This window comes from Oceanirhabdus seepicola (genome assembly GCF_023684385.1).
Taxonomy (GTDB): Bacteria; Bacillota; Clostridia; order Clostridiales; family Clostridiaceae; genus Oceanirhabdus; species Oceanirhabdus seepicola.
Genome location: NZ_JAGSOJ010000005.1, coordinates 267,629 through 280,930, shown reverse-complemented (window position 1 = coordinate 280,930; position 13,302 = coordinate 267,629). Strand labels below are relative to the sequence as shown.

Annotated in this window: 11 protein-coding genes and 1 other annotated feature; of the genes, 8 read left to right on the top strand and 3 right to left on the bottom strand. The window is 30.8% G+C overall.

Going from position 1 to position 13,302, the window contains the following annotated elements:
- Positions 1 to 58: 58 nt before the first annotated feature.
- The 3 genes from asnS to KDK92_RS21330 all read right to left on the bottom strand — a co-directional run bounded on the left by asnS (position 59) and on the right by KDK92_RS21330 (position 3,048).
- Positions 59 to 1,450: an asparagine--tRNA ligase gene (gene asnS, locus KDK92_RS21340; protein WP_250861438.1), complete on the bottom strand. Its 1,392-nt coding sequence runs from the start codon at positions 1,448 to 1,450 to the stop codon at positions 59 to 61.
- Positions 1,451 to 1,564: 114 nt separating this feature from the next.
- Positions 1,565 to 1,844: a binding site (T-box leader), on the bottom strand.
- 63 nt (positions 1,845 to 1,907) lie between these two features.
- Positions 1,908 to 2,450 carry a 2'-5' RNA ligase family protein gene (locus KDK92_RS21335; protein WP_250861437.1) on the bottom strand — a complete coding sequence of 181 codons (543 nt, stop codon included), beginning with the start codon at positions 2,448 to 2,450 and terminating at the stop codon, positions 1,908 to 1,910.
- A gap of 55 nt (positions 2,451 to 2,505) precedes the next feature.
- Positions 2,506 to 3,048 (bottom strand): hypothetical protein, encoded by a 543-nt coding sequence (locus KDK92_RS21330; RefSeq protein ID WP_250861436.1) that lies wholly within the window; start codon positions 3,046 to 3,048, stop codon positions 2,506 to 2,508.
- A gap of 266 nt (positions 3,049 to 3,314) precedes the next feature.
- On the opposite strand from KDK92_RS21330, the gene KDK92_RS21325 reads away from it, so the two are divergent.
- From KDK92_RS21325 to KDK92_RS21290, 8 genes are all read left to right on the top strand, one after another.
- Positions 3,315 to 3,470 (top strand): DUF1540 domain-containing protein, encoded by a 156-nt coding sequence (locus tag KDK92_RS21325; RefSeq protein WP_250861435.1) that lies wholly within the window; start codon positions 3,315 to 3,317, stop codon positions 3,468 to 3,470.
- Between the two features lie 322 nt (positions 3,471 to 3,792).
- Entirely contained in the window at positions 3,793 to 5,052 is a 1,260-nt protein-coding gene (locus KDK92_RS21320) for a UDP-N-acetylglucosamine 1-carboxyvinyltransferase (RefSeq protein WP_250861434.1), read from the top strand.
- An 11-nt stretch (positions 5,053 to 5,063) separates the two neighbouring features.
- Positions 5,064 to 5,846, top strand: a complete 783-nt coding sequence (locus KDK92_RS21315) for an MBL fold metallo-hydrolase (protein ID WP_250861525.1) — start codon at positions 5,064 to 5,066, stop codon at positions 5,844 to 5,846.
- Between the two features lie 23 nt (positions 5,847 to 5,869).
- A complete protein-coding gene (locus tag KDK92_RS21310; RefSeq protein ID WP_250861433.1) occupies positions 5,870 to 6,364 on the top strand; it encodes an SEC-C metal-binding domain-containing protein in 495 nt (164 codons plus the stop codon).
- 231 nt (positions 6,365 to 6,595) lie between these two features.
- Positions 6,596 to 8,587: a methyl-accepting chemotaxis protein gene (locus KDK92_RS21305; RefSeq protein WP_250861432.1), complete on the top strand. Its 1,992-nt coding sequence runs from the start codon at positions 6,596 to 6,598 to the stop codon at positions 8,585 to 8,587.
- 121 nt (positions 8,588 to 8,708) lie between these two features.
- Positions 8,709 to 10,727: a sigma-54 interaction domain-containing protein gene (locus KDK92_RS21300; protein WP_250861431.1), complete on the top strand. Its 2,019-nt coding sequence runs from the start codon at positions 8,709 to 8,711 to the stop codon at positions 10,725 to 10,727.
- A gap of 450 nt (positions 10,728 to 11,177) precedes the next feature.
- Entirely contained in the window at positions 11,178 to 11,915 is a 738-nt protein-coding gene (locus KDK92_RS21295) for a gamma-glutamyl-gamma-aminobutyrate hydrolase family protein (RefSeq protein WP_250861430.1), read from the top strand.
- A gap of 20 nt (positions 11,916 to 11,935) precedes the next feature.
- Positions 11,936 to 13,249, top strand: coding sequence for an APC family permease (locus tag KDK92_RS21290; RefSeq protein ID WP_250861429.1), 1,314 nt, complete (start codon positions 11,936 to 11,938; stop codon positions 13,247 to 13,249).
- Positions 13,250 to 13,302: the final 53 nt, after the last annotated feature.

The following is a 13,302-nucleotide window of genomic DNA, read 5'->3' as shown; positions in this document are numbered from 1 at the left end:
GATTGAAAGAATAAAAACTGAGTAGCAAAAGCTACTCAGTTTTTATATATTTTAAATATTAGAATTCAGCACTCTTTGGAGTTCTTGGGAATGGGATTACGTCTCTGATATTTTCCATACCAGTGATGAACATTAGCAGTCTTTCAAATCCGATACCGAAACCAGAGTGTACAGTTCCACCATACTTTCTAAGTTCTAAGTACCACCAGTAGTCTTCCTTGCTAAGGTTCATTTCTTCTAATCTCTTCTCAAGCATATCAAGTCTTTCTTCTCTTTGGCTTCCACCAACAAGCTCTCCAACTCCAGGAACAAGTAGGTCCATAGCTGCAACTGTCTTGTTGTCATCGTTCATTCTCATATAGAATGCTTTTATATCTTTTGGATAATCAGTAATAAATACAGGTCTTCCAAATACTTCTCCAGACAGATATTTTTCATGCTCAGTTTGAAGGTCGCATCCCCACTCAACTGGGAATTCAAAATCAACACCACTGTTTTTAAGTTTTTCAACAGCGTCTGTATAAGTTATAACACCAAAGTCAGACTCTAAAACATTAGTTAATCTTTCTTTAAGAGTTTTATCAACAAACTTGTTAAAGAACTCCATCTCTTCAGGTGCGTGTTCCATAACAAATTTAATTACGAATTTTACTAGGTCTTCAGCTGCTGCCATATCATCTTTAAGATCAGCAAAGGCCATCTCAGGCTCAATCATCCAGAATTCGTTAGCGTGAATTCTTGTGTTTGAGTTTTCAGCTCTGAAAGTAGGTCCGAAAGTATAGATGTTTCTGTGTGATAATGCAAAGATCTCACCGTTTAATTGTCCACTAACAGTTAGGTTAGTTTCTTTACCAAAGAAATCTTGAGAAGAATCAACTGTACCATCTTCATTCTTAGGAACATCCTTAAGAGGTAGAGTTGTTACTCTGAACATTTCACCAGCACCCTCACAGTCGCTTCCAGTTATAATTGGAGTGTGAACATATACAAATCCTCTCTCAAAGAAGAATTGGTGTATAGCATGAGAAACTAAAGAACGAACTCTGAATACTGCAGAGAAAGTATTACTTCTAGGTCTTAAGTGAGCAATAGTTCTTAGGTATTCGAGGGAATGTCTTTTCTTTTGTAGAGGATAATCGCTATTTGAAAGCCCTACAACCTCAATAGATTCAGCTTGAATCTCAAATGGTTGTTTAGTACCAGGAGTTTCAACTAACTTACCTACAATACTTAAAGAAGAACATATAGGAAGTTTAGAAAGTTCCTTGAAGTTTGGTAATGTATCATTAATTACTATTTGAACATTCTTAAAGAAGCTCCCGTCATTAATTTCGATAAAACCAAAAGCTTTAGAACTTCTTAAAGTTCTAATCCATCCTGTAATTTGAACAGATGTGTTAAGGTGTTTTTCTGTTTCTCTGTAAAGAGATTTGATTAAAGTAGTTTTCATAAACGTACCTCCTTCGATTTTGTGTATAAATCTATTTAGAATTTTTTTAGGGATGAGCATGTTATTTATTTTCATAAGCCTAAAAAAGACAATAAAAAAACTTCCATCCCTATAGTAAGGGACGAAAGTAAACTTCCGCGGTACCACCCAAATTGCCTTTTGGCCTCTCAACCACAGCGTGCAAGCTCAAAATATCAAAAATAAATCCTAAAAGTTGCAGTACTGTGTCCAATCAATAACGGTTTGGCTCCGTCTAGGCCTACTAACAATAAAATAATTGCTTTCAGGTAGAAACTCAGAGATGTTCTTCAATATAAGCATCGTATAAGGCTCACACCATTCCTTACTCGCTGTAACTACATCTTATATCTACTCTTCTCATCATAGTATTTAAAGTGTATTATTTATTAATATATGTTTTATCATAAAAATGGTGAAAAAGCAATAGAAAATTTAATTATTTAAGATTAAATCTTTTCATTACCATTTCATTTTTATTATTTATTGGTTGCCATAACTCTATACTTTCAATAATTAATGACCCATTAAAATCAAGGGACTTAACGAGAGTACATGCTGATACATATTCAGCTTGAGACCATTTTTTAGTTGAAAAATTATTGTTTGCTAAGGATATATGAAGATCCCAAGCATTTATATCATCTCGTACAGAAAATCCTTTCAGTTTAAGCTGATTATTTATATGCTTAATGAATTCCATAACCTTTGGATCTTTATTAATTAATAAATTAACCGATTTAAAAGGTGGCTCAAAGCAGATTGCCCCATTTGCTTCTATAATAAAAGGAGATTTTTTAGATAATATTTCATTCAATGCAGAAATAAGTTCATCAATTTTAGGATTATTAATAACTTCGAGAGTCATGTGGAGTATAGGGAGCTTTTCATACAAATCGTATTTAACGCTTATCTTCTTTTGAATTTCTTCAATTTGAGAATATGATTTTGAATCTAGAATTCCAACTAAATAATATTTCAATCTTTACGCCGTTAGATACGACTTTCAACTCCTTTCATCAAAATTATATATATAACTAAAATTGTCTTAATGGAAAACTCATAATAACATTATCTTTTCTTGGTCCACCAATTCTCCAAAGTTCTAATTTAACGATTTTACCATAGCTTATAGTTTCTTCACAAGGCTTGTTTTTAATAACAGATAAGCAGGTATTTTTAGATAGTAATTTTTTAAAATTATAATTTCCATTTGCAATAGGAATAATAAGATCATTATTTTTAGTACTTAATTTCATACCATGTAGAGATAAAGTATCTGATATTTTTCTCTGGATAGTGGAAATATATCCACTTTGATCTATTTTAATATATACCTTATTATCTTTAGTTAAAGACATGGAATTATTAATTTTAATCTTAAAATGTTTGTATGGAGCTAATACCTTACATACAACCTCTTCAGTAATATCCATATCAATATCTAAAATTGTACAAATAGGCACATATAGTATAGTTGTAGGTTTATATAAATTTAGTTTTCTACAAACATTTCGTTGAATTTCTTTTAAATTATAATGATTACTCTTTTCGAAAAGAGCTACTAATTGATATTTCATAAATTCCTCCACGTTAGGCATATTCAAGCAAATAAACTAGTCACCATACTAGTTATTTGTTTTCACATACCTTATTAATCCGATACATTTTTATTAGTTGAATTTATACTATTATATCACATTTGACTATAATTGTATTATTACTTTACTAAATGGAATAATTAATTAGAAAGAAAATTTGAAAAATAACAAATAAATTTTAAGTGGTAAGAGATAATAATAGAGTAACGGGCAATAAGTTCTTATTTTAAAAGGGAGGATTCAAAATGGAAAATAGAAATATAGGTTGTACTGTGAATGAATGTAAACACAACAATAATGGTGTACATTGTTGCACTCTAGAAAGAATACAAATAAAGTGCCACACTCCACGTGCTGAATCTCCAGAATGCACAGATTGTGCTAGTTTTACAAGAAGATAATTTTCAATATATTTTTAATTAAGAAGCCCTCATTTAGAGGGTTTTTCTATTTTATACAAAAAATTAATGTAATAACAATAAAAAATACTTAAAAATCTTTAAAATCTATACTATAATTCTTATTTAGATGTTGTTTCTCAATGATAAATCTATGATTTTTAATCAATATTTGATATAATACTTATAGTTATGCGAATGAGGGAACGAGGTAAGTCACGTATCGTTAAATACTTGAGAGGCGCAGAGAGCTGTAGTTATATTGAAATCGAACTTTTTGAGCAGCTTGAAAGTAAATTTTACAATAGGGTAAGGATGAATATAGATGAATAAAATCGTTATACAAGGTGGAAAGAGAATAAATGGTGAAGTAGATATTAGCGGTGCTAAGAATGCGGCAGTCGCTATTTTACCAGCAGCTATATTAGCTAGCGAAGGAAAATGTTGTATAGAAAATGTGCCAAACATTAAAGATGTTAATTGCATGCTTAAGATATTAGAAAGCTTAGGATGTGAAATTGAAAGAAATGAATCAACTATTATTATAGATAGTACTAATATAAAAACTTTTTATGCTAATATTGAAGAAGTAAGAAAGATGAGAGCATCATATTATCTACTTGGTTCAATGTTAAGTAGATTCAAGGAATGTAGTGTTGATTTGCCTGGTGGTTGTGCAATTGGAGTTAGACCAATTGATCAGCATATAAAGGGCTTTGAAGCGCTTGGAACAGAGGTTGAAATTAGTCATGGATCCCTTAAAGTTAAAGCAGATAAACTTCAGGGAACTAATATTTTCTTTGATGTTATTAGTGTTGGAGCAACTATTAATGTCATGATGAGTGCTGTTTTAGCAGAAGGTACTACAATACTTGAAAATGTTGCAAAGGAACCACATATTGTTGATGTAGCAAACTTCTTAAATGCTATGGGAGCGGATATAAAAGGCGCTGGTACGGATGTTATTAGAATAAAAGGTGTAGAAAAATTACATGGATGTACCTACAGCGTAATTCCAGATCAAATCGAGGCTGGAACATTTATGATAGCAGCAGCAGCTTGTGGAGATGAAGTAAGAATAAAGAATGTAATACCTAAGCATTTAGAATCTATATCAGCTAAACTTATTGAAATGGGTGTTGAAATAATAGAGGATGATGATTCTGTTATTGTTAAATCAAATAATAATCTTAAAGCTGTTAATGTTAAAACACTACCATATCCAGGATTTCCTACGGATATTCAACAACCAATGTCAGTATTGTTGACAGTGGCAGAAGGAAGAAGTATCGTTAATGAAAGTATATGGGAATCAAGATTTAGACATCTAGATGAACTTGAGAAGATGGGTGCAAAGGTTAAAGTTGAAGGTAGAATTGCTGTTTTCGATGGTGTTAATAAACTAACAGGAGCAGAGGTTGAGGCTTCGGATTTAAGAGCAGGAGCAGCAATGGTAATAGCTGGGCTTATGGCTGAGGGGACAACTCGCATCAGTGGACTTGAGCATTTAGATAGAGGATATCCTGATATAGAGAAAAAATTAAGTGCTTTAGGTGCACAAATAAAAAGAATTAATGTTGAATAAAGGTGACTTTTATGAAATTTTGTCCGTTATATAGTGGAAGCAGTGGAAACAGTATCTTCTTTGGTGAAGGAGAAGATAAGATTCTTATTGATGCAGGATTACCTGGGAAAAGAATAGATATTGCTATGAGTGAGATAGAAGAAGACACTAGCAATATAAAAGGAATATTCATTACTCATGAACATAGTGATCATATAAAAGGAGTTGGAGTATTATCTAGAAAATATGACATTCCGATATATGCTAATGAGTTGACATGGAAAGCCATGTATGGGAAAATAGGAAAGATAAAGGATGAAAATATTAAAACCATTACTAAACCGGTGGAGATAGGTAATATTCTTGTTGAACCATTCAAAACGTCACATGATGCAGCTGATTCTTGTGGATATATTATACATAGTGGTAATAGAAAAACAGGAATTGTCACTGATTTAGGGATATTAACTGAAGATATTCATAATAAAATCAAGGATTGTGAAATAATTCTTTTAGAATGTAATCATGATGTAGAAATGCTAAAGTTTGGGCCTTACCCTTACGTTCTTAAGAAAAGAATATTGAGTGATTTTGGACATATATCTAATGAAGCTTGTGCAGAAGGTATTTTGAAGATTTTTAATGGTGATAAAAAACACATTTATCTTGGACATTTAAGTAAGACTAATAATCATCCAGATTTAGCGTATAAGACAGTTGAGGTTATACTAGAATCACAAGGAATAAAAATTGGTCAGGATATAAATCTTATTATGACAAACAGAGATAAAATAAGTAAAGTAATTAACTTATAATAAATTCAAAAGGGGATAAAGAAATGAGTATATATAAGCAATGGACAGATACAGTAATTGAGATTGTTAAAACACGTGGAGAGCAAGCTTTTTGGGATGAGTATGGAAAAGTTGAAATTCAATTCTACAAAAAATTCTTAAGTGAGCCTAAAGTAATTGAAGGAAAAGTTAGAGATTTAGCTGTAGAATTCGGAATAACAAATGTTTATTTCGTTGGAATTATGGATGGAATCAATGATAGCTTAGAGAATCAAATTGAACTAGAAGAATTAACTATTGATAGCGATGTTAAGCTTGAAATTAATTTAGAAAAATTATATTTCAACATGTTAGATGCAAGTGCAGATTACTTATATGAGTTACCTGAGTGGGATGAAATATTCACTGAGGAAAAGAGAAAAGAAATTGCTAAAGAATATAAAAAATCTAAAACTGTAGTTAAAGAAGCTAAAATAGGTAGAAATGAGCCTTGTACATGTGGTTCAGGTAAAAAATATAAAAAATGCTGTGGTAAGTAGATATATTAAATAAAAAGCGTAGATTATTCAAGAGAATAATCTACGCTTTTTAATATTTTCAAGAAAATACTATAACTTAATCGACAAGAAACGCAACATAATATAAAAAATTCATTGGATGTATAAAATTATACAAATTTATGGTGAAAATTAATCGAAATTGAGATATAATATATGCTATATGATATATATTGTATAGCATATATCATTATACTGGTAGGGGGTTACTTTATGAAAAAACGATTTTCAATAAGAGTTAAGTTATTAAGTGCTTTTTTAGCAATGATAGTTATATCTCTATCTATAGTAGGGGTTAGTTTACTTGGTTATAATCAGGTTTATAAAAAGATAATTCCTACATTTGGAGCTAGTAAAGAAATTGAGATCTTAATAAATGATCTTGAAACCATAGAACGAGATTTTTATATTTATGGTAAATACGATGAAGAACTATATAGTGGAACGAACGTTTATGGGAAAAAGTTTAATGATGAATATAATGATTTGATTGTAAAGCTTGATGAAGTAGAAAAAGGTATCAGTGAATTAAATGAGGAGTTTGATAAGTCATCATTTAAAGAGATAAAAGAACAATTAAATCAATATAACAAAGGATTTCAAGATATCGTTACACATGTTAAAAATATCGGAATCGAGAATTATGGATATGCTGGTGAGATGAGAGGATATATACATAATGTTGAGGAAGTAGTGAAAAAAAATAACAATGATAGATTAATAATATTATTACTTGAATTAAGACGTAATGAGAAGGATTTCATGTTAAGGAAAAGCTTGAAATATAGAGAAAAATTTAATTCTAGTGCCCAGGCTATAAAAGAAGAAATTATGATTAGTGATTTTGAAGATAAGGAAAAGTTAAATAATCAACTTGAGTTATATGAGAAAATTTTCAATAAGATAGTTGATGAGAATGTTATAATAGGATTAACTTCAGAAGAAGGTTTATTTGGGGATAATTCAAAAAGTATTGAAGAAGTGCATGTACATTTTAATGTTTTAAAGGATGCAATAGATCAGGAAATAGCAGATACTGAATTTATGGTAAAAGGTACTCTTATTATAATGGCTGTTATTAGTTCAATAATTGCAATAATATGTGCTCTTGTGTTATCAGGTATAATATCAAAACCAATAAAAAGCGTTAATATACTTTTAAATGACATTGCAGAAGGTGATGGAGACTTAACAAAGACATTAACTGTTAAATCAAGAGATGAGTTGAATGAAATGGCTCATGGTTTCAATAAATTTGTGGATAAGATAAAAAATTTAATTATAAAAGTTAAAGAGCAATCTGATAACTTAAATAGTTCAGTAACGGAAATCAATTATGCTATTGAGAGTGCTAATAATAATGTACAAGATATCTCAGTAAAAATGGATGTTGTTTCTGATTCTGTTCAGAACAATTCAAGTCTTGCAGAAGAAATAAGTGCTAGTATAGAAGAAATATCTAATGGGGCTTATATTGTTTCAAATGAGGCAACAGAAATAGATGATGATAGTAAGAGCATGATGAGTTCGGTTAACTATGGTGTTGAAAAATTAAATGAAGTTCATAATAGTATAAACTCTGTTAAAGGATCTTCAAAGGAAATATTTGATATAATGAAAGAATTTAATGAATTGTCATCAAGAATACACAATATAACTAACATGATTACGGATATATCAGATCAGACAAATCTACTTGCCCTTAATGCTGCTATTGAAGCAGCTAGAGCAGGAGAACAAGGAAGAGGATTTGCTGTTGTTGCTGAAGAAATAAGAAAATTAGCAGAAGAAAGTAAAGACTCTGCAAATAGTATAACTGAAATTGTTTCAGAAATAAATGTTAAGAGTGAAGAGGCCTATAAGAAAATTGAAGAAGAACAGGACATAGTAGATAACTGTGTTGATAAGGCAACTGAAACTAATGCAGAATTTAAGAATATTATTGATCTTATTGAAGGAATAGTAAATAAAATCAAGAATATATCATCATTATCTAAGAATCAATCAAATATAATTGAGGAGATTGCTAGAGGAATAAGTGACTTCTCACAATCAACACAAGAAACAGCAGTGTCTTCAGATGAGATAAATAATAGAATAGAAGGACAAGCTGCAACATTTGAGGAAATAGGTGCTCAAAGTGAAATGCTGAAATCACTCTCAGACAATCTTAATGAATTGATTGAATTATTTAAGGTTCAATAATAGAACTTTTGAGAATTAAGATATAGATAAACAACTAGATATAACATATTTAAACATAGCCACTATGGCTATGTTTTTTTGTTATAATAAAGATAGAAACTAAGTTGTGGGGTGAACAAAAGTGAAAAGTATTGCTGTAGTAACTGATGGCATAAATAAACTTGATATCTTCTTGAAAAACAATTTATATGAAATATTTGAAGGGTATGCTGAGATTAATCTATATCATTTTAATAAGCTAAAAGAAGGGGATAAATTAGAAGAAAATGTAGTACTTGTTATGATAAAGGATAGAGTACTAAAGGCTAAAAATTACGTGGATGATAGTAAAAGAATAATAGTAATAGATAGAGCTATAAAGGCAAAAGAAATTTATAGGGTATTTGAAATACCTGATAATATGGATATTTTGGTTGTGAATGATAATTATGAAACAACACTACAGACAGTATCACTTCTTTATCAAATAGGAATTAATCATTTAAATCTTATTCCATATGATTTCAAAAATGATTATGAAAATATCAAAATTGCAATAACTCCTGGTGAGAGTAATTTTGTTCCACAATACATTGATAAAATAATTGATTTAGGAAATAGAATAATTGATATAGCTACATTCTATAAAATAGTATCTCATCTTGAAATTAAGGATAAGGATATTATTGATAGAATTGTTAAATATTCAGATAAACTCATAAATATACATTCTGGTATAGATCAAAGGCAAAAAGAGTTAGTTATTAGAAATGAACACATGGATACCCTGATAAATTTATCAAAGGATGGAATATTACTTAGTTCTCCAGAGGGGAAAATTACAACATATAACAAAAAATTTCTGGAAATAATGGAGCTTAACAATAGCCAAGTTAAAGATGCTAACATTAATGATATTTTCAAAGATAAACTCTCCTTTTTATTACATGACGAGAATATAGTAGATGAGGTTGTGAATATTGAATCAAAATATCTTAATATAAATAAGAAAACATTGAATTATTTAGGTAAAAAAAATGGCGCATATATTAATATACAGGAGATAACATATATTAGGCAATTAGAGCAGAATCTAAGCAAAAAATTAAGGCAAAAGGGTCAGATAGCAAGATATGAACTAGGGGATATAATTACATCTTCAGATAGAATGATTAAGTGTAAATCTTTTTCAAAGAAGATTGCGAAAACAGAATTAACAGTATTAATAACTGGAGAAAGTGGAACAGGAAAGGAATTATTGGCTCAATCAATTCATAATGCATCAGATAGAAAAAAGCAGCCATTTATAGCTATAAACTGTGCTGCTATGCCGGAAAACTTACTTGAAAGTGAACTATTTGGTTACGAAAGTGGCGCTTTTACTGGGGCAAGTAAGGAGGGAAAGCGAGGATTATTTGAACAAGCGAATCATGGAACAATATTTCTAGATGAAATAGGAGACATGCCGCTTCATCTACAAACAAAAATTTTAAGAGTGTTACAAGAAAGACAAGTAATGAGAATAGGTGGAGAGAGTGTTATAGATATAGATGTAAGAGTGGTGGCAGCTACGAATAAATGTCTTCTCGAATTAATAACTGAAGGGAAATTTAGAGATGATTTATATTATAGGCTTAATGTGTTTCCCATAAGAATACCTTCTCTTAGAGAAAGGAAAGAAGATATAATCCTTTTATTGAAGCATTTTATGAAAAGAAATCTTGAGCTTGGATCATGTGTAGAAGAGATTTTGCAAAATTATAATTGGAACGGTAATATAAGAGAATTAAAAAATGTAGCTTCATATATTGATACTCTTTGTGAGGGTGATTATGTTACAATAAATGATCTTCCAGAATATATTAGAATTAAGTATAACAATAATTATGAAGTTGAGATTGATGTATTAAATGATAAGAAGAGTTATGATAATGCTATAAGTGTATTGAAAATATTGAATGATAATACAAAAAGTGGAAAGGGCCTGGGGAGGAATAGTTTAATAAGCATACTTAATCAAAAGGATATATTTTGTTCTGAGGGAGAAATGAAAAAGGTGTTGAACCTTTTGGATAACTTAGAGTTAATAAAATCTTCTGTTGGAAGAGGGGGAAGTAAGATATCTGAAAAAGGAGTAGGATTCTTGGAATATGTGCATTAGGCATTTGAAAATAAATAGGAAATTAAATAGGATAAATAGAATCCTGTTTATCCTATAAAAAAGAAAGAAAACAAAAAAATATAAGCATTTATCAAAAATTGTTGAACATTATTATTAAAAGATGAAACATAAGACATACTGTCGATGAAATTCTATTCAATGGAAGGTATAAAGGCTTTAGATAATATATTAATAAAATCAAAAAAAGTTGTATGGGGAATACTTCTCCTGCTAGATTAGGAAGGGTGCTCAGTAGCGGTAGCTGCGTCTAAGGCACCTTTTTTTGTGCTTATTTTTAATGTCATATGTAATAAAATACTGTTTTAAGTATTTTAAAAGTATTAAGTAAATTCTAAATTTATTAATAAAAAGTGAATTTTATTAATAAGTTGGCATGGTTATTGCTTTATTGTTTTATGTAATCAAGATTGATAGTAGGAGGCAACCTATATGGTTAAGGACAAAATTGTAGTTGGTATTTCAGGAAGTTATATCATTGATGAGGGAGGAATGTTCCCAGGATACAAGAGATCGTATGTAAATGATGATTATGTGCAATCTGTAGTTATGGCTGGTGGAATTCCATATATTATTCCTGTTGTACATGATGAAGAGGTTATTAAAGAGCAGTTAAAAAATGTTGATGCTTTAATTTTATCTGGTGGACATGATGTTAATCCACTTGAATGGGGAGAAGAACCTTCAAGTAAGTTAGGTGGAATTCTTCCAATAAGAGATAAGTTTGATATAGCATTAATGAATATTGCAGATGATATGAAAATGCCAATATTAGGAGTGTGTAGAGGTGAACATATCATAGCCGTTACAAAAGGTGGAAGTTTATATCAAGATTTATCATTTATTGATGGATCATATATAAAGCATAACCAAGCTCATCTTTCTAATGTGGCAACACATTCAGCCGATGTTGAGGTGGGAAGTAAGCTTCATGAAATCTTAGGTGAAACAGCAATGATCAATAGTTTCCATCATTTAGGCGTAAAAGATGTGCCATGTGGGTATAAGGTAGTGGCAAAAGCTAAAGATGGTTTGGTAGAAGCTATTGAAAAACAAGGTGAACATTTTGTTTTGGGAGTTCAATGGCATCCAGAGATGATGACAAAGGAAAGCCCAGAAATGTTAAATATCTTCAAGAGACTTATTGAAGAAGCAAGAAAAACAAAATAGTTTTAGGGAGGAAGATTTAAATGGAGAACAAGAATAAGTTAGGTTTATTTAGTATTGTTCTATTGGGTATTAACTCAATCATAGGGTCTGGTATCTTCGGATTGCCAGGAAAAGCGTACAAGCTTATGGGACCAGCAAGTATGTTAGTTATTATTTTCTGTATGTTATTATCGGTTTCTATAGCGCTATGTTTCGCAGAAGCTGGAAGTTGGTTTAAAGTTAACGGGGGACCTTATATTTATGCAAAAGAAGCTTTCGGTGACTTTATTGGTTTTGAAGTTGGGTTTATGAAATGGGCAATTTGTATAATTGCATGGTCTGCTATGGCAAACTTCTTTGCAAGTACACTTGCAACAGTATTTCCAGCTGTTGGACACAACCCAGGGAGACTTATAGTTACTGCTGCAATGCTTATTGGATTAGCAGTAATGAACCTTATGGGTGTTAAAGCTTCTAAGATTGTTAACAACGTTGTTACAATCGGTAAATTAGTTCCGTTATTATTATTTGTTATGGTTGGTATATTCTTTATCAAAGGTGCTAACTTTACGCCATTTACAATAATTCCAGAAGGACAAACATTTACACAATCATTCTTTGCGGCATCATTAATAATATTCTACGCGTATACAGGATTCGAATCTTTAGCAGTTGCAGCTGAGGAAATGGAGAGTCCAGAAAAAAATATTCCAAAAGCACTTGTATTAGTAATGTTATTTGTTTCAATAATATATGTGTTAGTTATGGCTATTTCTACAGGGGTTTTAGGAGGAGCATTAGCAGGATCAGATGCACCGGTTGCTGATGCAGCACAAGTTATGTTTGGTGGAGCTGGTAAAGCATTTATAGTAGCTGGTACAATTATTTCAGTTGGTGGTATTAACATGGCATCATCTTTCCATACTCCTAGAGCAGCAGTTGCTTTAGCAGAGCAAGGATTACTGCCAGCATTTGTTGCTAAGAAGAATAAGCATGGAGCACCAGCGGTTGCTATAATAGTTTCAGTTGCATTATCATTATTACTAGCTGTAACAGGATCATTCTCATTCTTATTACAGATTAGTGTTATTTCAAGATTCCTTCAGTATATTCCTACTTGTATAGCTGTATTAGTATTCAGAAAGAAATATGCAGATAGAGAATCTTCATTCAGAATTCCATTTGGACCAGTTGTGCCTATTCTGGCTACAGCAGTTTCTGTTTGGTTATTATATCATGCAGCATTAGAAGATCCAACCAAAATATTAATCGGATTTGGTGGGCTAGTAATTGGTATTCCAATGTACTTCATAATGAAGTCTATCAATGGAAAAGCAATGGATATTGAGGCTTAATATTCTACAATTCTATATAAATGCAAAAGAGACTTGGTTTAAAACCGAGTCTC

Excerpts from the sequence above, each read along its gene's own strand:
- asnS (WP_250861438.1), bottom strand. The coding sequence starts at position 1,450 with ATGAAAACTACTTTAATCAAATCTCTTTACAGAGAAACAGAAAAACAC.
- KDK92_RS21330 (WP_250861436.1), bottom strand. The coding sequence starts at position 3,048 with ATGAAATATCAATTAGTAGCTCTTTTCGAAAAGAGTAATCATTATAAT.
- KDK92_RS21325 (WP_250861435.1), top strand. The coding sequence starts at position 3,315 with ATGGAAAATAGAAATATAGGTTGTACTGTGAATGAATGTAAACACAAC.
- KDK92_RS21320 (WP_250861434.1), top strand. The coding sequence starts at position 3,793 with ATGAATAAAATCGTTATACAAGGTGGAAAGAGAATAAATGGTGAAGTA.
- KDK92_RS21315 (WP_250861525.1), top strand. The coding sequence starts at position 5,064 with ATGAAATTTTGTCCGTTATATAGTGGAAGCAGTGGAAACAGTATCTTC.
- KDK92_RS21310 (WP_250861433.1), top strand. The coding sequence starts at position 5,870 with ATGAGTATATATAAGCAATGGACAGATACAGTAATTGAGATTGTTAAA.
- KDK92_RS21305 (WP_250861432.1), top strand. The coding sequence starts at position 6,596 with ATGAAAAAACGATTTTCAATAAGAGTTAAGTTATTAAGTGCTTTTTTA.
- KDK92_RS21295 (WP_250861430.1), top strand. The coding sequence starts at position 11,178 with ATGGTTAAGGACAAAATTGTAGTTGGTATTTCAGGAAGTTATATCATT.
- KDK92_RS21290 (WP_250861429.1), top strand. The coding sequence starts at position 11,936 with ATGGAGAACAAGAATAAGTTAGGTTTATTTAGTATTGTTCTATTGGGT.